The sequence below is a fragment of the Roseibium sp. FZY0029 genome, assembly GCF_036350355.1.
Classification (GTDB): domain Bacteria; phylum Pseudomonadota; class Alphaproteobacteria; order Rhizobiales; family Stappiaceae; genus Roseibium.
In genome coordinates this window covers 1-23,068 of the sequence record NZ_JAZDVZ010000012.1, presented here as the reverse complement: position 1 = coordinate 23,068, position 23,068 = coordinate 1, and the positions used below count along the sequence as shown (strand labels likewise).

Below are 23,068 nucleotides of genomic sequence, written 5' to 3'. Positions count from 1 at the left end.
CAACGGGAGGTGGGACGGGATGGCGCTTGCAGACGACCTGATCCGTGAAATTGACGGAAGACGCGACGATCTGATTGCGCTGACGCAGGACCTTCTGCGTATTCCCACGCTCAACCCACCCGGCGAGAACTACCGGGAAATCTGCGACTATCTGCAGAAGCGCCTGTCCAGGTCCGGTTTCGACATCGAACTGATCCGGGCCCATGGCACACCGGGCGACAGCGACAGATATCCGCGCTGGAATATCATCGCGCGCCGCGATGGCGACCACCCCGGCGAATGTGTGCATTTCAACAGTCATATCGATGTGGTCGATGTCGGGCACGGATGGACGAAAGACCCCTTCGGCGGAGAACTTATCGACGGCAAGATCTATGGCCGGGGCGCCTGTGACATGAAGGGCGGTCTTGCCGCCAGCATCGTCGCGGCCGAGGCTTTTCTGGCCGTCTGTCCGGATTTCGCCGGGGCAATCGAGATCAGCGGCACGGCGGACGAGGAATCGGGTGGTTACGGCGGCGTCGCCTATCTCGCCGGCAAGGGCTACTTCAGCCCGGACCGCGTCCAGCATGTCATCATTCCCGAACCGCTCAACAAGGATCGTATCTGCCTCGGCCACAGAGGCGTCTGGTGGGCCGAACTGGAAACCTTCGGGGAAATCGCCCATGGCTCGATGCCGTTCCTCGGCGATTGCGCCGTCCGGCACATGGGCGCGGTGATCGACGAAATGGAGCAGAGCCTGTTTCCGGCGCTCGCGCAAAAACGCACCGAAATGCCGGTAGTGCCGGAAGGGGCCAAGCAGTCGACGCTCAACATCAACTCCATCCATGGCGGACAGTCGGAAGGCGAAGCGGATTTCACCGGCCTTCCGAGCCCCTGCGTACCGGACAGTTGCCGGATGGTGATCGACCGCCGGTTTCTGCTGGAGGAAAACATCGATGATGTGCAGGCGGAAGTTCTGGAGGTGCTGAAGACGGTCGAGGGACGGCGCGACAAATTCCGCTATGACCTGCGCGAATTGCACAGGGTGCTACCCACCATGACGGAAAAGGATGCACCCGTCGTGCGGACCGTCGCCAAGGCGATTGCCGAGACCATGGGCCGCGAAGCGGAGTATGTCGTCAGTCCAGGCACATACGACCAGAAGCACATCGACCGTATCGGCAAACTGAAAAATTGTATCGCCTATGGCCCGGGCATTCTGGATCTGGCACACAAACCGGACGAATATGTGGGAGTGGATGACATGCTCGATTCTGCGAAGGTGATGGGCCGTTCGCTGATCGAGCTTTTGGCAAGGCCTTGCGAAAGCGGCCTCAATAAAGGGGGAAGTCATGCGTTTGCGTAAGTTTGGATTGGGTCTGGTCAGCGCTCTGGCGTTGGTCGCGAGCGTGGGACTGGCCCATGCGAAGAGCGATATCGTGGTCGCCATGCAACTGGAGCCACCGCATCTGGACCCGACTGGTGCCGCTGCAGGCGCGATTGATTCCGTTCTTTATTCCAACGTCTTCGAAGGGCTGACCCGCTTCGGCCCGGATGGCTCGGTCAACCCTGGTCTTGCCGAAAGCTGGGAGATTTCCGAGGACGGCAAGACCTACACCTTCAAGCTGCATGAAGGCGTGAAGTTTCATGATGGATCGGATCTGACGGCAGACGACGTCAAGTTCAGCCTGGACCGCGCACGGGCCGATGACAGCCAGAATGCCCAGAAGGCGTTGTTCACCGGCATCGAAACCGTTGAAGTGGTTGATCCGCTCACTGTGAAGGTGACGCTCAAGGAACCGAACGGGAATTTCCTGTTCAATATGGCCTGGGGCGATGCGGTCATCGTCGCGCCGGAATCCATCGCCGATATCAAGAGCAAGCCAATCGGAACGGGAGCCTTCAAGTTCACCGACTGGGTGCAGGGCGACCGCATCGATCTGGAAAAGAACGCGGATTACTGGGGTGAACCGGCCAAGCTGGACAAAGTCACCTTCAAGTTCATTTCCGATCCGACGGCGGCCTTCGCTGCCGTGATGGCGGAAGACGTCAATGCTTTCGTCGGTTTTCCGGCACCGGAAAACCTGCCGCAGTTCGAAGCCGATCCCCGCTTTCAGGTGCTGGTCGGCTCTACCGAAGGCGAGACCATTCTTGCCGCCAACAACAAGCTGCCGCCGCTTGACAACATCAAGGTGCGCGAGGCGATTGCCCATGCGATTGACCGGCAGGCGATCATCGATGGTGCCATGTTCGGCTACGGCACGCCGATCGGTACCCATTTCGCGCCGCATAATCCCGACTACGTCGATCTGACGGACAACAGCCAGTACGACCCAGAACTTTCCAAGAAACTTCTGGCCGAAGCCGGTTATGCCGATGGCTTCACCACCACGCTGAAGCTGCCGCCGCCTTCCTACGCCCGCCGGGGCGGGGAGATCATCGCGGCACAGCTCCGTGCCGTCGGCATAGAAACCGAGATCACCAATCTGGAATGGGCGCAGTGGCTGGAGCAGGTCTTCAAGGGCAAGGATTATGGCCTGACGATCGTCAGCCATACCGAACCGATGGATATCGGCATCTATGCCCGTCCGGACTATTATTTCCAGTATGACAATGCGGACTTCCAGAAACTCTTTGCCGATCTGACGGCAGAGAACGATCCGGCCAAACGCTCCGATCTTCTGAAGCAGGCCCAGGAGATGATCTCCAAGGATTATGTCAACACCTACCTGTTCCAGCTCGCATTCCCGACCGTCGCCGATGCCAAGATCAAGGGCCTCTGGGAAAACCAGCCGACCCAGGCAACGGACCTGACGGCGGTTTATTGGGAAGACTGACCCGAACTGCACAGAAGATGTCCGCGCCGGGTGTGCGGGCATCTTTCATCCCTCCATTCCTTTTGCCGGTATCTGACTGCCGATAGGCACGCGACGCGTTCATGCTGCAATATTTCCTGAAACGCCTTTTGTCTCTGGGGCTTAGCCTCGTGGCTGCGTCGGTGGTGATCTTCCTGGCCCTGGAAGTGGTGCCCGGCGATCCGGCGTCCTACATGCTTGGCCTCAACGCCCAGGAAGACACGCTGGCTGCGCTGCGCCAGGAACTGGGCCTCGGCGGCAGTATCCTTGAGCGCTACGCAACCTGGGCCGGTGGTCTTCTGGTGGGCGATTTCGGAACGTCCTATACTTACCGAACACCGGTCGCCGGCATGATTGCCGACAGGCTCTGGGTGTCCTTGCCACTGGCACTTTATGCCCTGGTCCTGAGCACATTGATCGCCTTTCCGGCCGGCATCTGGGCCGCCTCGCGCCGTGGCTCCCATGCCGATGGCGCCGTCATGGGTGTCACGCAGCTCGGCATTGCCATTCCCAATTTCTGGTTTGCGATGCTGATGGTGCTGGTCTTTGCCATCAATCTGCGCTGGTTTTCCGCTGGCGGTTTTCCGGGGTGGGATGCAGGCTTCTTCGTGGCCCTGAAGGCACTGACCCTTCCGGCCATTGCGCTCGCGCTGCCACAGGCGAGCATCCTGACACGTGTCATGCGCTCCAGCCTGCTCGACACGCTGGGGGAGGATTTCGTCCGTACCGCCCGGGCCAAGGGGCTCAGCAAAGGGCAGGCGCTCTGGCGCCATGCGGTGCGCAACGCGCTCATTCCGGTGCTGACCATCCTCGGGCTTCAATTCTCCTTCCTGCTGGCGGGGGCCATCATCATTGAGAACGTCTTCTTCCTGCCGGGGCTCGGCAGACTGGTCTTCCAGTCAATCAGCGCGCGCGACCTGATCGTGGTCGAAAGTGTCGTGATGCTGCTGGTGTTTGCGGTGATCGTCGTCAACTTCACCGTCGACATGGCCTATGCCTGGGTAGATCCGAGATTGCGGAGGCGCCGTTGATGAGCCTCTTGTTCCACAGCCGCACCCTGCTTCCGGGCGCCTTTCTGACGCTTCTGTTCACGGCTGCCGCGCTGATCAGCCTCGTGTGGGTGCCGTACGACACGACGGTGGTGGATATCGCCAACCGGATGAAACCGCCAAGCTGGCTGCATCCCTTCGGCACCGATCAGTTCGGGCGGGATATTCTCAGCATGATCATGGTCGGCGCGCGCACCTCTATCGCCGTTGCGCTGGTGGCCGTCGGCATCGGCATGGCCGTCGGTGTCCCGCTCGGTCTTGCCGCCGCTGCCAGAAAAGGCGGACTGATGGACGAGATCATCATGCGCGCCAACGACCTCGTATTTGCGTTCCCGAGCCTCCTGATCGCGGTCATGATCACCGCCGTTTTCGGGGCATCGGCACTCAACGCCATCATCGCCATCGGCATCTTCAACATCCCGGTGTTCGCCCGCCTGACGCGTGGGGCAGCACTGTCGCTCTGGAACCGGGAATACATTCTGGCAGCGCGGGTGGCGGGCAAGGGCTCGGCGCGCATTTCGCTGGAGCACATCCTGCCCAACGTCGCCAATCTCCTGATCGTTCAGGGCACGATCCAGTTTTCGCTGGGTATTCTCGCCGAGGCAGGTCTCAGCTATGTCGGCCTTGGCGCGCAGCCGCCCACCGCAAGCTGGGGCCGTATGCTGGCCGACAGCCAGACGATGATATCGCTTGCGCCCCATCTGGCGCTGTTTCCGGGCCTTGCCATCCTGTTGACCGTGCTCGGGCTGAACCTGCTGGGCGATGGCCTGCGTGACAGTCTCGACCCGAAACTCAGGAGAGCTCGCACATGAGCCTCTCCGAAGCTGGCCTTCTTTCGATACAGGACCTGTCGCTTTCCATTCATGGTCTGCCGATCCTGAAGAACGTTTCCTTGGACGTGGCGCCGGGCCGCATTCTCGGTGTCATTGGCGAGAGCGGCTCGGGCAAGTCGATCACGGCTTTTTCCGTGCTGCAGCTGTTGCCGGGAGGTGCGTCCTGCACCGGGTCGATCACCTTGTCCGGCAAGGATATCCTCTCGCTGAGTGAAGCCGAAATGTGCGGTCTGCGCGGGCGGGACGTCGGCATGGTCTTCCAGGAGCCCATGACCGCGCTCAACCCGCTGAAGACCATCGGCGCTCAGGTTGCCGAGACGATCCTGATCCACGAGCGCGTTTCCAAAGCCGAAGCGATGGCACGAGCAGCCGATGCCTTGCATCGGGCAGAGCTGCCGCAGGAACGGTTCCCGCTCAGCCGCTATCCGCATGAACTCTCCGGCGGTCAGCGGCAGAGGGTGGTCATCGCCATGGCGATCGCGCTCAGGCCCAAACTCCTGATTGCCGATGAACCGACCACGGCGCTGGATGTCACCACCCAGGCGCAGATCCTGGATCTTCTGAAGCGCCTTGTCGCCGAGGACGGCATGGGCCTGATGCTGATCAGTCATGATCTCGCCGTCGTGGCCGACCTTGCCGACGATCTGGTGATCATGCGCCAGGGCGAGGTGGTCGAAAGCGGTCCGGCGAAAGTGCTTTTTGGCAACTTGCAACATCCTTATTCGCGCGCGCTGTTGGAGGCCTCGGCCCATGTGCCGGAACGCTGCCAGGAGGTGCTGGAGTTGCCTCTGCTGCAGGTGCGGGACGTCGTGCGCGATTATACCGGGCACACACATGGCTGGTGGGGCAAGACCACACAGTTTCGAGCCGTTGACGGGGTCAGCTTCGAGATCCGCAAAGGTGAAAGCCTTGGTCTTGTCGGCGAATCCGGTTGCGGAAAATCGACGCTTACGCGGGCGATCCTCGGCCTTGAGGAGGTGCAGGGCGGCGAGATCCTGTTCGATGGTCTGCCGGTCTTCACCCATCACCATGCAAATCAGATCGTACGCCGGCGCATGCAGGTGGTGTTTCAGGACCCCTATGGCAGCTTCAATCCGCGTTGGAAGGTGGAACGGCTGGTCACCGAACCGTTCCATCTGCTTGCTAACCCGCCCAAGGGTGCCGAGCGCGACAGGGCCATTGCCGAAGCTCTTGAAAGCGTTGGCCTGAGCGCGGCCGATGCCAACAAGTACATTCACGAATTTTCCGGCGGCCAACGCCAGCGCATCGCAATTGCACGCGCGCTGATCATAAAGCCTGACCTGATCATTCTGGACGAAGCAGTGTCGGCGCTTGATGTATCCGTCCGTGCCCAGGTGCTCGATCTTCTGGCGGATCTGGCCGACAGGTTCGGCTTGACCTACCTCTTCATCAGCCACGATCTCAGCGTGGTCCGCTCGATCACGGATCGGGTGCTGGTAATGAAATCCGGCAAGATCGTTGAAGAAGGTCCGACAAACACCGTCTTTGACCGGCCCAACCACCCATACACACAACAACTTGTTGCCGCCGCGCCGGTTCTGCCGGCCGGTATTGCTTGAGGGAGAAGCCCATGACCCAGGACCTGGACCTTTGGTTCGATCCGGCCAAGTGCCTGATCGGCGGAAAATGGGTGGCCCCTGCGGGAGGAGGCGAACTGCCGCTGAACGATCCATCGACCGGTGCACGCATCGGGGCGATTGCCCGCGGCGGGGCGGAGGATATTGATGCGGCGGTCGAGGCGGCGGAAGCTGCCATGGCAGGGGAGTGGGGCCGGACAAACGCTGCCGAACGCGGCCGGTTCCTGTTTCGCCTGCGCGAACTGGTGCTGGAAAAGGTCGACCATCTGGCGCGGATCGAATCCATCGACGTTGGCAAGCCGCTGAAACAGGCTCGCGCCGATGCGGTCGCGCTTGCCCGGTATCTGGAATTTTATGGCGGCGCCGCCGACAAGCTCCATGGCGAAACCATTCCCTATCTCGATGGCTACACGGTTTACACCTTGCGCGAACCGCATGGCGTCACCGGGCATATCGTGCCGTGGAACTACCCGATGCAGATCATTGGGCGATCAGTTGGTGCGGCACTGGCAACGGGCAACGCCTGTGTGTTGAAACCGGCGGAAGACGCCTGCCTGACGGCACTCGCCTTTGCCGATCTTGCCCGTCAGGCCGGTTTGCCGGAGGGGGCGTTGAACGTGGTTCCGGGGCTCGGGTCCGAAGCCGGTGCAGCTCTGACAGCTCATCCCCGCGTTCACCACATTTCCTTCACCGGATCGGTCGCGACCGGTGTTCAGGTGCAGACGGCAGCAGCCAAAAATGTTGTGCCGGTCACACTGGAGCTCGGCGGCAAGTCGCCTCAGCTTGTGTTCGAAGATGCCGATCTGGACGCAGCCCTGCCGTTTCTGGTCAACGCGGGCATCCAGAACGCGGGCCAGACCTGCTCGGCGTCCTCGCGCATTCTTGTGCACCGGTCTGTCGTTGATCAGGTTACCGAACGCATGGCGGCTCGTTACGGTTCCCTGAAGGTTGGACCGGCGCTGAACGATCTCGACGTTGGGCCGCTGATCTCGTCAAAGCAGAAGGGCATCGTTTCCAGCTTTCTGGACCGGGGTGCGGATCTTCAAAAGGTGGCAGAAGGTGTGCTGCAGGATGCACCTGACGGCGGCAACTATGTCTGCCCGACCCTTTTTGCCGGCGTCTCACCCGGCCACGTGCTGGCCCGGGACGAGATCTTCGGTCCGGTGCAGGTGATCATTCCCTTTGACGACGAGGACGAAGCCATCGCCATCGCCAATGGCACGGACTACGGCCTGGTCGCGAGCCTTTGGAGCCGCGACGGAGCGCGCCAGATGCGGCTCGCCAAAAAGATCCGTACAGGCCAGGTCTTCATCAACAATTACGGCGCCGGTGGCGGTGTCGAGTTGCCGTTCGGCGGCATGGGCAAATCCGGCCATGGCCGGGAAAAAGGCTTCGAAGCACTCTACGGCTTCACCACGCTGAAGACGGTGGCGGCGTTTCACGGGTAGGGGCTCGGATGCTCCGGATCGCTGCGCCAAAGAACATTCGAATGTAGCTCCCCTTTCCCGGCTCGCGTTTCGCTTGGCCGGGATGACGCTGGAGAGCATGGAACCAAGATCGGGAGGTTTGCATGAGACTTGAAGGAAAGAAGGCGATTGTCACGGGCGGGGCCTCGGGCTTTGGCGCCGGGATCGTGCGCAAGTTCGCTGCAGAAGGCGCCAAGGTGATGGTCGCCGACCTGAACCTGGAACTTGCCGAGGAAATTGCCTCCGAAGTCGGCGGTCTCGCCATCAAGGCGGATGTGTCCAGCAACGACAGTGTCAGCCACATGGCCGACGTTGCCTCGTCTCTGCTCGGCAGCGTTGACATTCTGGTCAACAACGCAGGCATCACGCATCTGCCCAAGCCGATGCAGGAGGTCACCGAAGAAGAGTTCGACCGGGTGATGGCGGTCAATTGCAAGTCGGTCTACCTGACGGCCAAGCACTTCGTTCCGGCCATGACGGAAGCCGGCAAGGGCGCGATCCTGAATGTTGCCTCCACCGCAGGCCTCAGCCCGCGTCCGCGGCTCAATTGGTACAACGCCTCCAAGGGGTGGATGATCACCGCGACGAAGACAATGGCCGTGGAACTGGCCCCTTCGGGTGTTCGGGTGAACGCGATCTGCCCGGTGGCCGGTGAAACGCCGCTTCTGAAAAGCTTCATGGGGGAAGACACGCCTGAAATACGGGCCAAGTTCCTGTCCACCATTCCCATCGGCCGCTTTTCCACGCCCGAAGACATGGGCAATGCCGCCTGTTTCCTGTGCTCGGACGAGGCAGGCATGATCACGGGTGTCGCGATGGAAGTCGACGGCGGTCGCTGTATCTGAGGATTGATCAGCCTCGGCCGGATCCTGTATCGACATGTTCCAACAGACTTGCGCGACATCGAGACGGCTGAAGGAAAACGAGATCATGAAGCGATACACCGGTGGCTGCTTGTGTAGAAACGTCAGATTTGTGGCTGAGGGCGAACCGTATCGGGTCGGCCTCTGCCATTGTCTCGACTGCCGCAAGCATCACGGGGCTCTGTTCCACGCCTCGGCTGTGTTTCCACAGGATGCCGTGACGGTTGAAGGCCAGACAGAGGCTTATCAGGGGCGGTCTTTCTGCCCGTGCTGCGGCTCGTCGGTCTTTTCCCAGTCCGGTGATGAAATGGAACTGCATCTGGGTGCGCTGGACGCCCCTGATCAGTTGAAGCCGACCTATGAACTCTGGACCATCCGCCGAGAAGCCTGGTTGCCGGAGTTTCCGATTTCCAGCCATTACGAGCGTGACCGGGAAAACGAGGGCCGCGAGGAGTAGGGGCTCCAGGACCAAAGACCACCGCGCCGCCCTCCGGTGTCTACCCGGGCGAGCATCGCGAGACCCGGGGTATACGCATTTTCTGAGTGGCCGAGTCTTCAAGCTACGCTGACGCGATCAAACCCGGGCTTGGTGCTAGCTGGATGGTGAGCAGGCCTGGATGAGGTCTGCGTTTGTCCTTCGTGCCACCTGCTGAAACGGCAAAGCCTGTAGGTCTTCGCGCGTTCTGATTTCCGGTTTATGCATCCCTGAACGATGGTACCTCACGTCTTCGGCGGGACAAAGGGGCACCGGATTCGATCCTCTTTGGCGCCGTCGGAACCCTCTCAGGCAAATTTTTCTCACGTTTAATTTCAGGCGAAAGATGCTGAAATCGCTCGCTATTTTTACGCATGAAATGAATGCATTCAAAAAAATGAAACGTTTCATATTGACGTCCCAATTCGGCCGTGCTTTCAATTATCGAGCCTGATAGCGCCCTTGGAATGGCGTGAGAGGTGCAGCCTTTTTGGGAGGAAAATCATGAAGTTATTGAAAATCGCTGTTGCGGCAGCGACAGGCCTCGCTTTGCTCGGTGGAACCGCTCTCGCTGATGACAAGCCGGTGGTTGGCCTGATCATGAAATCGCTGGCCAACGAGTTCTTTCAGAACATGATGGTGGGTGCGGAAGAGCATCAGAAGCGCCGCGGCGACTATGAGCTCAAGGCCGTTGGCATGCAGAACGAGACCGACTTTGAATCCCAGATCAACGCGGTCGAGAACTTCATCACGCAGGGCGTCGACGCCATCGTGGTTGCGCCTGCCGACAGCCGCGCCATGGTCCGTCCGCTGAAAAAGGCGATGGAAGCCGGTATCGTCGTGGTGAACTTCGACGTGGCACTTGATGAAGAAGCCAAGAAACAGCAGGGCGTTGAACTGGCCTTCGTCGGACCGGACAACCGCGGCGGTGCCAAGCTTGCCGGCGACGCACTCGGCAAAAAGCTGGGCGAGGGCGGCAAGGTCGTCATCATCGAAGGCAACCCGGGTGCGGACAACGCCACGCAGCGCCGTCTGGGCTTTGAAGATTCCGTTGCCGAATACAAGCTCGACCTGCTCGACAGCCGCACTGCGCATTGGGAAACCGAAGAAGCCAACCAGGTCTTCGCAACCATGCTGACGGCTCATCCTGACATTCAGGGCGTGATGGCAGCCAATGATTCCATGGCCATCGGCGTTGTAAAGGCACTGGAAAGCGCTGGCCGCACCGACATCGAAGTGGTCGGTTTCGACAATATTCCCGCTGTCGGTCCGATGATCGAAGACGGCCGGATGCTGGCAACCGTCGATCAGTTCGGCACCGACATGGCGGCCAATGCCATCGACATGGCGCTCGACGTCGTTTCGACCGGTGAACAGCTTCAGGGCTGGGTCAAGACCCCGATCGAATTGGTGACTGCGAAGTAAGCAGTCTCAAGAACGCTCCCGCCCGATCAGCTTTAGGGCGGGAGCTGTTTATCCATCAAAAAACGACTGGACGCACCATGGCAGCAGCATCGCTTGCCGCAGCGCCCGCCGCTGCACCGGACCGTGCTTTCCTGACGGTCGAGGGTCTGAAGAAGCATTTCGGTGGCGTCAAGGCGCTGGACGGGGTCAGCTTTTCCCTTGATGAAGGCGAGGTTCATGCGCTCGTTGGGGAAAACGGCGCGGGAAAATCAACCCTCATCAAGATCCTTTCCGGCGTGTTTCCCTACGATGCGGGACAGATTGTCCTGGCGGGTGAGGCGTATCGTCCCTTGAGCCCGCATGACGCCAAGGATCATGGCGTGCAGGTGGTTCATCAGGAATTCAACCTGCTGGAACATCTCACCATCGCCGAAAACATCTCCATCGAGCAATTGCCGAAGAACAGCTTCGGTCTTCTGGACCGCAAGGAAATGAACCGGCGTGCCCGCAAGGCCCTGGATGCAATCGGTCTGACGGATGTGGACGTCACCGCGCCGGTGCGCTCTCTCGGGATTGCTCATCGCCAGCTTGTCGAAATCGCGCGGGCGCTTCAGTCGAAAAGCCGGATCCTGATCCTGGACGAACCGACAGCAACCCTGACGGAGCGCGAGACCAAACGCCTGTTCGACATCGTCGCCGGCATCAAGGCGGACGGGGTCACCGTGGTCTTCGTCTCGCACCATCTCGATGAAGTCTTTGCCATCTGCGACCGTGTCACGGTGTTTCGAAACGGCAAAACTATCGCGACCGATCTCATCAGCGAGACCACGCCGGAAGGTGTCGTTCAGCGGATGGTGGGGCGCAAACTGGCCGCCGAGCAGCATGAGCACCCCGAGGGCCACGTTGTGGGCGCAAGCGCGCTGCGGCTGGAAAACCTTGTGACCTCCGCAAATCCCGGAAACTCAGGGATTTCGCTTGATTTGCGCTACGGCGAGATTGTCGGAATTTCCGGACTTGTCGGCGCCGGACGAACGGAAATCCTGCGCGGCATCTTCGGCATTGATCCGCCCCGGTCCGGAAAGATCTTTCGCGATGGTACGGAAGTTCGTTTCAAAGGCCCGCGCGATGCCATCGCGGCCGGGATCGGATTTGTCACGGAAGACCGCAAGGACGAAGGTCTCATTCTGGGAATGCCCATTGCGGCGAATATCTCGCTGGCGAACATGGGGGCCGTTTCCCGCTCGGGGCTATTGAAACTGGCGGAGGAAACGCGCCAGGCCGTTGCAAGCGCAGCCCGGCTGACCCTCAAGTACGGCCGCACCTCGGACCCCGCTTCGAGCCTCTCTGGCGGCAACCAGCAGAAGGTTGTTCTGGCCAAGTGGCTGGCGCGCAATCCGAAGGTTCTGCTGCTCGACGAGCCGACACGCGGTGTCGACGTTGGTGCCAAGGCGGAAATCTACGCCATCCTGAAGGATCTGGCGCGCGAAGGCGTCGCTCTGCTCGTGGTCTCTTCGGAAATGCCGGAGCTGATGACCCTGGCCGACCGCATTCTGGTGCTTGCCGAACATGAGATCCAGGGCGAAGTGAAACGCCCGGATTTCTCTGAAGAAAACATCCTGAAACTGGCCTATGGGCAAACGCCGGGCGCCGGGGAAAACGACACATGACAACCGAAACCTTGAGTGAAACGGCCGGCGCTGCACCGAAGTTCTCCATCCGCACGGTGCTGCATAATGCCGGGATCGGTCTGGCCCTCTTGGCGCTGATCGTCTTTTTCTCGCTCTTCACCGAGCACTTTCTGACGCCGAACAACATCACCAACATCCTGACGCAGATCACCATCAATCTGGTGCTGGCCGTCGGCATGACCTTCGTCATCCTGATCGGCGGTATCGATCTGTCTGTCGGATCTGTGATGGCCTTTGCTGCCGTTGTTGCCGGCAAGGCGATTACCTTGCCCGGCTTCGGCCCGGCGGAAGCCATCGCGCTTGCTGTTGTCGCGGCCACGCTGACCGGCGTTTTCTGCGGCTTTCTGAACGGTGCCATCAGCGCCTACTGGTCGCTGCCGTCCTTCATCATCACGCTCGGCATGTTGAACATTGCCCGCGGCGCGGCATTGCAGGTGTCCGAGGCGCAGACGATCTATTCTTTCCCCTTCGCCTTCGAGGAATTCGGATCCGCCATGATCTACGGCGTGCCGGTGGTGTTCCTGGTGGCGCTGGTTCTGGTGTTCATCGCCTGGTTCGTGCTGAATTTCACGGTCTTCGGCCGCTTGATCTACGGCATCGGCAACAACGAGGAAGCCGTCCGGCTCGCCGGTCATTCGGTGGCCCGCTACAAGATTGCGGCCTTCACCATCTGCGGTCTGACGGCGGGCATCGCCGCCGTGGTCTATATGGCGCGTCTCAACATCGCCAGCCCGATTGCCGGCATCGGCTTTGAACTCAATGCCATTGCAGCCGTCATCATCGGCGGCACCAGCCTCAGCGGCGGACGGGGATCGGTCATCGGCACACTTCTGGGTGCCTTCATCATCGGTGTTCTCGCAAACGGTCTCATCCTGATCGGCCTCAGCGACTTCATGCGCCAGATGATCACCGGCGTCGTCATCATCGTTGCCGTCATCCTCGACTACTACCGTGCAAAGTACGCCACCAAATGAAACGCACAGCCTTGTTGAACCGCCACCTGAGTGCGCTTGTCGCCTCTCTTGGGCATAAGGACGAAATCGTGGTTGCCGATGCAGGTCTGCCCGTGCCTGCCGGGATAAACGTCATCGATCTGGCGGTCACGCCGGGCGTGCCCACCTTCCGGGAACTGCTCGCGGCGCTGCAATCCGAACTCGTCATCGAGGGGGCCGTCTGGGCTGAGGAAGCATCTGACGCACTTTCCTCCCTTATGCAGCGCGAAGTGGATTTCTGGGCGTCGGAAACAGGCAAGGAGATCACTGTTTCAAGGCTGTCGCACGAGGCTTTCAAGCATCGGACGCAAAAGGCCAGGGCCGTGATCCGCACCGGCGAGGTTACGCCCTACGCCAACATTATTCTTATCAGCGGAGTTGCGTTTTGACGTCCGTTACCGTTGTCGGCAGCATCAATATCGACCTCACCAGCTATCTCGACCGCTGGCCGAAGATAGGTGAGACCATCTCCGTTCGTGAAACCGTCACCTCGCTGGGCGGGAAGGGGGCAAATCAGGCCGTCGCAGCCGCTCGGTTGGGCGCAGATGTCAATTTCATCGGAGCTGTCGGCAAAGATGGCTTTGGTGCGGAAGCCGTGGCAGCTCTGAGGCCTGAAGGGGTCGCGACCTTGCTGGAGGAATTGCCGGAAGCGGCAACCGGTCTCGCCTTCATCGATGTCGGTCCGGATGGGCAGAACATGATCCGGCTTTCCGCCGGTGCCAACGGCCGGTTTTCGCCCGATACTGTGTCTAAACATGCAGATATCCTTGGCCAAAGTCGTGTGCTGCTGCTTCAGAACGAAATCGGCCTGGAAACATCGCTGGCAGCCGCGCGGCTGGCCCGCCAGGCCGGAGCGCTGGTGATCATGGACCCGGCACCCGCTCCCGAGCCGGCCTGGACCGCTGACGTGCTGACCGCCTTCGACATTCTGACGCCAAACGCGGGCGAGGCAGGTGGCCTTTTGGGCGCTGAACCTCGATCGCTGGCAGAGGCGCGCGAGGCAGCCGATGCCTTGCGGTCTTTCGGGCTACGCGGTGCCATCGTCACAATGGGTGCTGACGGAGTGGCCTGGTCCGTCGACGGCAGCTCCGGCGCCTTGCCGGCACCAAAGGTGCGCAGCATCGATACGGTGGCCGCAGGCGATTGTTTCAATGGCGCATTTGCCGCGTGGATGGCCATAAACAAGCCGATAGAAGAGGCAATTGCATTCGCCATGCAGGCGGCAGCCCTGGCGACCACCCGCAAGGGAGCCGCCGCATCCCTGCCACGTCTGGACGAGTTGGAGGCATTCCCCGTCCAGCGGATCGCCTGAATGAATTCAATTGCTTGATCCTGTCATCGAGGAGTGGTTCAAGGTAGGCATCGCCTGAGGCGCGGGGAGACACGCAAAACATGCCAACAATCAAAGACGTCGCACGCAAAGCCGGTGTGTCCGTTGGTACTGTCTCGCGCGTTCTGTCCAAAAATGAATCGGTCAAGCAGCCGCTGAAGGAACGTGTGCTCGCGGCAATGCAAGAGCTGGACTACAAACCCAACCTTGCCGCCAGGGCACTGCGAACCAACAGCATCGACGTGATCGGCCTTGTGGTGCCGGATATCACCAACCCGTTCTTTTCCCAGCTTGCCAAGAACATCGAAATGGAAGCCGCAAAGCGCGGCCACTCCGTGATGCTGGCGAACTCCCACGATGATGCGGACGCCGAACAGACGCAGATCGCGGCGCTGCTCGACAGGGCCGTGTGCGGGGTTATCGTGGTGGCAACATCCGATGGCGGCCAGACACACAAGGCCGATGTTCCGATTGTTTCGCTCGACCGCCGGTTCGGACCCTATCCGCTGGTCGCGACCGATCATTTCGACGGTTCGGCCAAGATTGCCGATCACCTGGTTGGCCTGGGGCATCGCCGCATCGCCTATATCGCCGGCCCGCAATCCATGGAGGTTGCCCGCCAGCGGCAGGAAGGTTTCGTCGCCCGGATCAAGGCCCTGTCGACACCGGATGATCCGATCACGCTCACTGTTCACGAAGGCCATTTCGATTACGACAGCGGCGAGGACATCGGCCGGGAAATCCTGAAGGACGCCTCAAGCGAGACACGCCCCACCGCCATCGCCGCCGCTAGCGACCAGCAGGCCATCGGCGTTCTGCGCTGCGCGCGCGACCTGAAGATCGCCATTCCGGCGGATCTTTCCGTCACAGGGTTCGACGACATCGCACTGGCAGCTCTCGTCGTCCCGCGTCTCACCACCTTGCGTCAGCCCATCGAGCAACTGGCAAAATGTGCGGTTGAACGGATCTTTGCGGGTGAAGCACAGGACGCCGAAGCGATTGCCGGGGAAATCGTGGTGCGGGAATCGACGGGGAATGTCCCGGAATTCTGATAGGCGATTGCTTCTTCCTGACCGAGATTGCCCGACCCAATCAACGAACCGAAAGTCACCGCTTTTATTTATTTCAAGCTTGAAATTTTAGGCTTGAAATAAATACCTCCCTGTGTTTCGCTGAAGCATACCACAGCAGGGGAGTTTCGTATGCGGATTGCTTGTCTGGGCGGGGGACCTGCCGGTCTCTATTTCGCCATTTCGATGAAACTGCGAGACCCGTCCCACGAGATCGACGTGATCGAGCGCAACCGCGCCGACGACACGTTCGGCTGGGGCGTGGTGTTGTCTGATGAGACCTTGCAGAATCTTGCCGTCAACGACCCTGTCAGTGCCAAGGCCATCGGCGAGAATTTCGCCTATTGGGACGACATTGCCCTGCATATGCGTGGTGAACGTCTTGTCTCTACCGGGCATGGTTTCTGCGGTATCGGTCGTATGAAGCTGCTGCTGCTCCTTCAGGAGCGCGCCCGCGAGCTCGGCATCAACCTGAAATTCGAAACCGAGGTCGACAGTGCCGAGGACTACCGCAAGGACTACGATCTTGTGGTTGCCAGCGACGGTCTGAATTCCAAGACTCGGACGCTCTATCAGGACACCTTCAAGCCGGATATCGATCAGCGTCTGTGCCAGTTTGTCTGGCTCGGAACCCATCAGAAATTCGCTGATGCCTTCACCTTCATCTTTGAAGAAACCAAGCATGGCTGGGTCTGGGCGCACGCCTATCAGTTCGACGATGAGACCGCGACCTTCATCGTGGAGTGCACGCAGGAAACCTTTGATGCCTTCGGCTTTGGCGAGATGAGCCAGGAAGAGAGCATCCGGACCTGCGAGGAGATCTTCAAGGATCACCTTGGCGGCCATCCGCTGATGACCAACGCCAAACACATCCGGGGCTCCGCCTGGATCCGTTTCCCGCGCGTCCTGTGCGAGAAGTGGAGCCATGAGAACGTGGTGCTGCTCGGCGACGCCGCCGCAACTGCGCATTTCTCCATCGGCTCCGGCACCAAGCTTGCGTTTGAATCGGCAATCGCTCTTGCGGAATATCTGCATACGGAAGCGGACATGGCCGCTGCCTTCAAGCGTTACGAGGAAGACCGACGACTGGAAGTGCTTCGTCTTCAGTCGGCAGCGCGCAACTCGCTGGAATGGTTCGAGCATGTCGAGCGGTATCTCCACCTCGATCCTGTCCAGTTCAACTATTCCATGTTGACCCGCTCCCAGCGCATCAGCCATGAAAACCTCCGGCTGCGCGACCCGAAATGGCTGGAGTCTGCCGAGCGCTGGTTCATGAACCAGGCGGGCGTGTCGCCGAATTCGCCTGTGCGCGCACCGATGTTCACGCCGTTCAAGCTGCGTGAAATGGAGCTGAAGAACCGCATCGTCGTCTCGCCGATGGCCCAGTACAAGGCCGTTGATGGCGCGCCGACCGACTGGCACATGGTCCATTACGCCGAGCGCGCCAAGGGCGGCGCTGGTCTCGTCTTTGTCGAAATGACCTGCGTCAGCGCCGAAGGCCGGATCACACCGGGGTGCCCGGGGCTCTATGCGCCCGAACACGAGGCAGCCTGGAAACGGCTGACCGATTTCGTCCATACCGAAACCGACGCGAAGATCTGTTGCCAGATCGGCCATTCCGGCCGGAAGGGCTCAACGCGGATCGGCTGGGAAGGAATGGACAAGCCTCTTAATGACGGCAACTGGGACCTTGTCTCCGCGTCCGCCATTCCCTGGTCGGAGGGCAACGCGGTGCCGCGCGAAATCACGCTGGCCGAGATGGACGAGATCAAGGCTCAGTTCGTGTCTGCCGCCGAAATGGCCGAGCGGGCCGGCTTCGACATGATCGAGCTGCATGCCGCCCATGGCTATCTGCTGTCGTCGTTCATTTCGCCGGTTTCCAACGCGCGGACGGATGAGTATGGCGGGTCGCTGGACAACCGGATGCGCTGGCCGCTGGAAGTCTTCAATGCCATGCGGGCCGTCTGGCCCGAGCACAAGCCGATGTCGGTGCGCATTTCCGCCTGCGACTGGGTGGGCGAGGAAGGCATCACGCCGGACGACGCGGTCGAGATCGCGCGCCGGTTCCGGGCTGCCGGTGTCGATCTGGTCGACGTTTCCGCCGGTCAGACAACACCCAAGGCACGTCCGGTCTATGGCCGCATGTTCCAGACGCCGTTCTCCGACCGCATCCGCAACGAAGGCGGGCTGCCGACCATGGCTGTCGGCAACATCTATGAGGCTGACCACGCCAACTCGATCCTGATGGCAGGCCGTGCGGATCTCGTAGCCGTCGGCCGTCCGCATCTGGCGGATCCCTACTGGACGCTGCATGAGGCTGCCAAGATCGGTGACCGCAATGCCACGGATTGGCCGTTGCCCTATCTTGCCGGCCGCGACCAGATGTGGCGTCTGGCCGACCGGGAAGCGGAGATGCTGAAGGTATGAGCGTCGAAGGCCGCCATATCCTCGTGACTGGTGGCGGAAGCGGCGTCGGTGCTGCTTGTGCCCACCTCTTCGCCGAAAAAGGCGCGAAGGTCACCATATTCGGCAGGACGGAAGCAAGCCTGGCTGAACAGAAGCTGCCCTATCAGGTCTGCGATGTCACCGACGCGCAGGCCGTTCAGGCAGCCGTCGAAGCGGCCCGGCAGATGAACGGCCCTGTGGATGTGGTGATCGCCAATGCCGGTGCTGCCAGCAGCAAGCCTTTTGCCCGCACCACGGCGGAAGATTTCCAGGCCATGCTGGGGGTCAATCTCTTCGGCGTGTCCAATGTCTGGCAGGCAGTCCTGCCAGACATGAAGGCAAAAGAGTGGGGCCGGATGATCGCGATTGCCTCCACCGCGGGCCTGCGCGGCTATCCCTATGTCAGTGCCTATAGCGCCGCCAAACACGCGGTTGTCGGTCTGACGCGCTCTCTGGCACGCGAGCTGGCCAGAACTGGCATCACTGTCAATGCCATTTGCCCGGGCTTCATCGAGACGCCTCTGTTGCAGCGCTCGATCGACACAATCGTCGAAAAGACCGGCATGAGCCGCGAAGCTGCGGCGGACAGCCTGAAAGCGGATAATCCACAGGGACGGTTCATCCAGGTTTCGGAAGTTGCCGAAGCCGCTCTCTATCTGTGTTCTGATGGCGCCGTGTCCGTAAACGGTCACGCGCTGACACTTTCGGGAGGGGAGCTGTGATGGCGGAAACTGCAGCAAAACAGGAAGCCTTGTCCAAGACGCGCCTGCGTCTGTGGCTGAAGCTTTTGAAATCCGTTAACGGCATTGAGGCCGAAATCCGGCGGAACCTGCGTGATCAGCATGGCACGACACTGCCGCGGTTCGACGTCATGTCCGCGCTGGCCCGCTTTCCCGATGGCCTGAAAATGTCGGAACTGTCCACGTTTCTGAAGGTGTCGAACGGCAATGTCACCGGCATTGTCGACAAGCTGACCGAAGAAGGCCTTGTCCTGCGCGTTGCCGTTCCGGGCGACCGGCGGGCCCAGGTGGCGCGGCTGACGCCTAAGGGAAAAGCCGCCTTCGAGGAACTGGCCGCCAATCACGAAACCTGGATCGATGAACTGCTCGAAGGCTGGTCAGCGGACGATATCGCTGCGCTTTCGACCCGGCTCGATCTGGTTCTGAAACGTCAAAGCCAGGAGGAGAGTGGCAATGCGAAGTGACGTGACGCATTTCAAATGTGAGATCGCGAACGGCATTGCGCGTATCGCGCTCGACCGGCCGGAACGAAAGAACCCGTTGACCTTCGAAAGCTACGCCGAATTGCGCGACTGGTTCCGGGATCTCGTTTATGCCGACGATGTTCATGCGGTAGTGATTCTGCCGAACGGCGGCAATTTCAGCTCCGGCGGCGATGTTCACGACATCATCGGCCCGCTGACGAAAATGAACATGAAGGAGCTCTTGGCCTTCACCCGCATGACGGGCGACCTGGTGAAAGCCATGCTCAATTGCGGCAAGCCGATCATTTCTGCGGTGGACGGCATCTGCGCCGGTGCCGGCGCCATCATGGCCATGGCATCCGATCTTCGCGTTGCCACACCGGACGCCAAGGTTGCCTTCTTGTTCAACAAGGTCGGCCTAGCCGGTTGCGACATGGGCGCCTGTGCGATCCTGCCACGGATCATCGGTCAGGGCCGGGCAGCGGAGCTGCTTTATCTCGGCCGATCGATGAAGGCCGAAGAAGGTCATGCCTGGGGGTTCTTCAACGCGGTTGTGCCGGCGGATGAGCTGGACCAAACGGCCATGGATATGGCCGGCCGCATTGTTGCCGGTCCGACCTTCGCCAATTCCATGACCAAGACCATGCTGGCACAGGAATGGTCCATGGGGCTGGATCAGGCCATCGAGGCGGAAGCTCAGGCTCAGGCAATCTGCATGCAGGGCAATGACTTCCGCAGGGCTTATGAAGCTTTCGTCAAGAAAGAAAAGCCAGTGTTCGAGGGCGACTGATGTCGGATAAATCTTTCCTCCGCTGGCCGTTTTTCGAAGACCAACACTGGAACCTCGCCGAGGATCTGGAGATTTGGGCGGGCGCGCAGCTGGCCGATGTCGATCACACCGACACGGACGCTGCTTGCCGGCATCTGGTAACGGCTCTGGGCGATGCTGGGTTCTTGAAGCACAGCGGCGCGCCTGACGGCAAGCTGGATGTGCGCAGCCTCTGCCTTATCCGCGAGACCCTTGCGCGTCATGATGGTTTGGCCGACTTCGCCTTCGCCATGCAGGGGCTCGGCACCGGTGCCATTTCCCTGTTCGGCACGGACGAACAGAAAGCCGAGTGGCTTCCGCTGACGCGCAGCGGCAAGGCAATCTCCGCCTTTGCCTTGACCGAACCTCAATCCGGCTCGGATGTTGCCAATTCGACCATGACCGCCATCGACGATGGCGATGCCTATGTGCTCGACGGCGAAAAGACATGGATCTCCAACGGCGGTATCGCCGATGTCTATACGCTCTTTGCAAGAACCGGCGAAGCCCCCGGCGCAAAGGGCCTGTCCGCTTTCATCGTGACGCCTGATCTCAAGGGTTTCGAGGTCGTTGAACGACTGGAAACAATCGCACCCCATCCGCTTGCCACATTGCGTTTCACCGGCTGCCGCGTTCCCAAGAAGAACCTGATCGGAACGCCGGGAGCAGGGTTCAGGATCGCCATGTCGGTTCTGGATATCTTCCGCTCAACGGTCGCCGCCGCCGCTCTGGGCTTTGCCCGCCGGGCACTGGACGAGGCGCTTTCCCGGGTCACGACGCGTGAAATCCAGGGCTCGCCTCTGTTCGATCTGCAACTGGTGCAGGGGCATATCGCCGACATGGCGCTGGATGTCGATGCGGCAGCGCTTCTGATTTACCGCGCTGCCTGGACCAAGGACAGCGGTGCCCCGCGCGTCACGCGCGAAGCTGCCATGGCGAAACTCTTCGCCACCGATCAGGCGCAGAAGGTCATCGACAAGGCCGTGCAGCTTCACGGCGGCGATGGCGTGCGCTCGGGCACGCAGGTTGAAAAGCTCTACCGCGAAATTCGCGCTCTTCGCATCTACGAGGGGGCGTCGGACGTCCAGAAAATCATCATCGCGCGCCAGACACTTGGCGCTTTTCAGGGAGACTGATGCATGCTTGGTCCCTCCGCACATGTCGATACTTTCACCCGGGACAACCTGCCGCCGGAAGAGAGCTGGCCCGACTTCCTGCTGGATGGTTTTCAGTATCCCGAACGTCTCAATGCGGGCGTGGAACTGACCGACAGGATGGTCGAGAAGGGGCTGGGAGATCACACCGCCCTGATCGGCAATGGCCGTCGCCGCACCTATAAGGAACTTGCAGACTGGACCAACCGCCTGGCCAATGCGCTGACCGAGGATCTGGGTGTGAAACCGGGCAACCGGGTGCTGATCCGGTCCGCCAACAATCCGGCCATGGTCGCCTGTTGGCTCGCCGCCACCAAGGCAGGCGCGGTTGTCGTCAACACCATGCCCATGCTGCGGGCAGGTGAACTTTCCAAGATCGTCGACAAGGCCGAAATCGAGTTTGCGCTCTGCGACACGCGCCTGATGGACGAGATGGTCACCTGTGCAAAGAACTCGTCTTTCCTGAAGAAGGTCGTCGGCTTCGACGGCACATCGAACCACGACGCGGAACTGGACCGGCTCGCGCTGGAAAAATCCGTTCTCTACGAAGCCGTTCCGACCGGGCGTGACGATGTTGCCTTGCTGGGGTTCACCTCCGGGTCCACAGGCACGCCCAAGGCGACGATGCACTTCCACCGGGATCTGCTGATCATTGCCGACGCCTATGCCAAAGAGGTTCTGGGCGTCACGCCGGATGATGTCTTTGTCGGCTCGCCGCCACTGGCGTTCACTTTCGGTCTCGGTGGACTTGCGATCTTCCCGCTTCGGTTCGGCGCTGCTGCGACGCTTCTGGAAGCTGCGACACCGCCGAACATGATCGAGATCATCGAAAAATATAAGGCAACCGTCTGCTTCACCGCGCCGACCGCCTACCGGGTGATGCTGCAGGCCATGGAGGAGGGCGCTGACCTTTCCTCGCTGCGCGCCGCGGTTTCCGCCGGTGAAACCCTGCCGGCTCCCGTTTATGAGGCATGGATGGCCAAAACAGGCAAGCCGATGCTGGACGGGATCGGCTCCACGGAGATGCTGCATATCTTCATCTCCAACCGCTTCGACGATCACAAGCCTGCCTGTACCGGCAAGCCGGTGTCCGGTTACGAAGTCAGAATTCTCGACCAGGACGGCAATGATGTTCCTCCCGGCGAAGTGGGGCGTCTTGCGGTGCGCGGGCCGACTGGCTGTCGCTATCTGGCAGACGACCGCCAGGGCCAGTACGTGATGGATGGCTGGAACATCACCGGTGACAGTTTCTCCATGAGTGAGGACGGCCATCTGCACTTTGCCGCCCGCAACGACGACATGATCATTTCCGCCGGCTACAACATCGCCGGCCCTGAAGTGGAGGCAGCGCTGCTGGCGCATCCGGCGGTTCAGGAATGCGCCGTCATTGGTGCGCCCGATGAGGAGCGCGGCTCCATTGTCCAGGCCCATGTGGTTCTTGTGGCCGGACAGGAAGCATCTGATGAGCTTTCCAAGATACTGAAAGATCACGTCAAAGCGACGATCGCCCCCTACAAGTATCCGCGGTCGATCATTTTCACCGATGCCTTGCCGAAAACGGAAACCGGCAAGATTCAGCGCTTCCGGTTGCGTCCGGACGCCTGACCAGATCCTCGCGTGGGGCACGCGGGAAAACAAGACGACAAGCCCCTTGCCGACCGTGCCGGAAAACGAAGCACGGCGGTTCAAACTTTAAAAAACAATGGGAACAGCAGGTCTTAAGACCAAGAGGAGCAGCATATGAAATTTGTAACATTGGCGGCGGCGGCAGCGCTGACGATCGGCCTTGGCAATGCCAACGCCGAACCGGTGAAGGTCGGCATGATCACGACGCTCTCCGGTGGTGGTGCGGGTC

At 60.6% G+C, this 23,068-nt stretch carries 20 protein-coding genes and 1 pseudogene; all 21 read left to right on the top strand.

Going from position 1 to position 23,068, the window contains the following annotated elements:
- Positions 1 to 19: 19 nt before the first annotated feature.
- A complete protein-coding gene (locus V1T76_RS26530; protein ID WP_330563689.1) occupies positions 20 to 1,345 on the top strand; it encodes an acetylornithine deacetylase/succinyl-diaminopimelate desuccinylase family protein in 1,326 nt (441 codons plus the stop codon).
- Positions 1,332 to 2,816, top strand: a complete 1,485-nt coding sequence (locus V1T76_RS26525; protein WP_330563688.1) for an ABC transporter substrate-binding protein — start codon at positions 1,332 to 1,334, stop codon at positions 2,814 to 2,816. Before V1T76_RS26530 ends, V1T76_RS26525 begins: the two co-directional genes overlap by 14 nt.
- 101 nt (positions 2,817 to 2,917) lie before the next feature.
- Positions 2,918 to 3,865, top strand: a complete 948-nt coding sequence (locus V1T76_RS26520) for an ABC transporter permease (protein ID WP_330563687.1) — start codon at positions 2,918 to 2,920, stop codon at positions 3,863 to 3,865.
- A complete protein-coding gene (locus V1T76_RS26515; RefSeq protein ID WP_330563686.1) occupies positions 3,865 to 4,695 on the top strand; it encodes an ABC transporter permease in 831 nt (276 codons plus the stop codon). Before V1T76_RS26520 ends, V1T76_RS26515 begins: the two co-directional genes overlap by 1 nt.
- Positions 4,692 to 6,296, top strand: coding sequence for an ABC transporter ATP-binding protein (locus V1T76_RS26510; protein WP_330563685.1), 1,605 nt, complete (start codon positions 4,692 to 4,694; stop codon positions 6,294 to 6,296). The genes V1T76_RS26515 and V1T76_RS26510 overlap by 4 nt, the downstream gene beginning before the upstream one ends.
- A gap of 11 nt (positions 6,297 to 6,307) precedes the next feature.
- Positions 6,308 to 7,762, top strand: coding sequence for an aldehyde dehydrogenase family protein (locus V1T76_RS26505; protein WP_330563684.1), 1,455 nt, complete (start codon positions 6,308 to 6,310; stop codon positions 7,760 to 7,762).
- A 122-nt stretch (positions 7,763 to 7,884) separates the two neighbouring features.
- A complete protein-coding gene (locus tag V1T76_RS26500) occupies positions 7,885 to 8,625 on the top strand; it encodes an SDR family oxidoreductase (RefSeq protein ID WP_330563683.1) in 741 nt (246 codons plus the stop codon).
- Positions 8,626 to 8,710: 85 nt separating this feature from the next.
- A complete protein-coding gene (locus tag V1T76_RS26495; protein WP_330563839.1) occupies positions 8,711 to 9,100 on the top strand; it encodes a GFA family protein in 390 nt (129 codons plus the stop codon).
- Between the two features lie 522 nt (positions 9,101 to 9,622).
- The gene (locus V1T76_RS26490) at positions 9,623 to 10,543 is read left to right on the top strand and encodes a sugar ABC transporter substrate-binding protein (RefSeq protein WP_330563682.1); all 921 of its coding nucleotides are present in this window, start codon (positions 9,623 to 9,625) and stop codon (positions 10,541 to 10,543) included.
- 77 nt (positions 10,544 to 10,620) lie between these two features.
- A complete protein-coding gene (locus V1T76_RS26485; RefSeq protein WP_330563681.1) occupies positions 10,621 to 12,189 on the top strand; it encodes a sugar ABC transporter ATP-binding protein in 1,569 nt (522 codons plus the stop codon).
- Positions 12,186 to 13,184, top strand: coding sequence for an ABC transporter permease (locus V1T76_RS26480; protein WP_330563680.1), 999 nt, complete (start codon positions 12,186 to 12,188; stop codon positions 13,182 to 13,184). Before V1T76_RS26485 ends, V1T76_RS26480 begins: the two co-directional genes overlap by 4 nt.
- On the top strand, positions 13,181 to 13,591 hold the full coding sequence (rbsD, locus tag V1T76_RS26475) for a D-ribose pyranase (protein WP_330563679.1): 411 nt from the start codon (positions 13,181 to 13,183) through the stop codon (positions 13,589 to 13,591). Before V1T76_RS26480 ends, rbsD begins: the two co-directional genes overlap by 4 nt.
- Positions 13,588 to 14,514, top strand: coding sequence for a ribokinase (rbsK, locus tag V1T76_RS26470; RefSeq protein WP_330563678.1), 927 nt, complete (start codon positions 13,588 to 13,590; stop codon positions 14,512 to 14,514). Before rbsD ends, rbsK begins: the two co-directional genes overlap by 4 nt.
- Positions 14,515 to 14,594: 80 nt before the next feature.
- On the top strand, positions 14,595 to 15,584 hold the full coding sequence (locus V1T76_RS26465; RefSeq protein ID WP_330563677.1) for a LacI family DNA-binding transcriptional regulator: 990 nt from the start codon (positions 14,595 to 14,597) through the stop codon (positions 15,582 to 15,584).
- 150 nt (positions 15,585 to 15,734) lie between these two features.
- On the top strand, positions 15,735 to 18,029 hold the full coding sequence (locus V1T76_RS26460; RefSeq protein WP_330563676.1) for a bifunctional salicylyl-CoA 5-hydroxylase/oxidoreductase: 2,295 nt from the start codon (positions 15,735 to 15,737) through the stop codon (positions 18,027 to 18,029).
- On the top strand, positions 18,026 to 18,769 hold the full coding sequence (locus tag V1T76_RS26455; protein WP_330563675.1) for an SDR family NAD(P)-dependent oxidoreductase: 744 nt from the start codon (positions 18,026 to 18,028) through the stop codon (positions 18,767 to 18,769). Before V1T76_RS26460 ends, V1T76_RS26455 begins: the two co-directional genes overlap by 4 nt.
- Positions 18,769 to 19,251 (top strand): MarR family winged helix-turn-helix transcriptional regulator, encoded by a 483-nt coding sequence (locus V1T76_RS26450; protein WP_330563674.1) that lies wholly within the window; start codon positions 18,769 to 18,771, stop codon positions 19,249 to 19,251. Before V1T76_RS26455 ends, V1T76_RS26450 begins: the two co-directional genes overlap by 1 nt.
- Positions 19,241 to 20,041 carry an enoyl-CoA hydratase family protein gene (locus tag V1T76_RS26445; protein WP_330563673.1) on the top strand — a complete coding sequence of 267 codons (801 nt, stop codon included), beginning with the start codon at positions 19,241 to 19,243 and terminating at the stop codon, positions 20,039 to 20,041. Before V1T76_RS26450 ends, V1T76_RS26445 begins: the two co-directional genes overlap by 11 nt.
- Entirely contained in the window at positions 20,041 to 21,195 is a 1,155-nt protein-coding gene (locus V1T76_RS26440; protein ID WP_330563672.1) for an acyl-CoA dehydrogenase family protein, read from the top strand. Before V1T76_RS26445 ends, V1T76_RS26440 begins: the two co-directional genes overlap by 1 nt.
- A 3-nt stretch (positions 21,196 to 21,198) precedes the next feature.
- Entirely contained in the window at positions 21,199 to 22,818 is a 1,620-nt protein-coding gene (locus V1T76_RS26435; protein WP_330563671.1) for a benzoate-CoA ligase family protein, read from the top strand.
- Between the two features lie 135 nt (positions 22,819 to 22,953).
- Positions 22,954 to 23,068, top strand: a pseudogene (locus V1T76_RS26430) (ABC transporter substrate-binding protein); the annotation flags it as partial.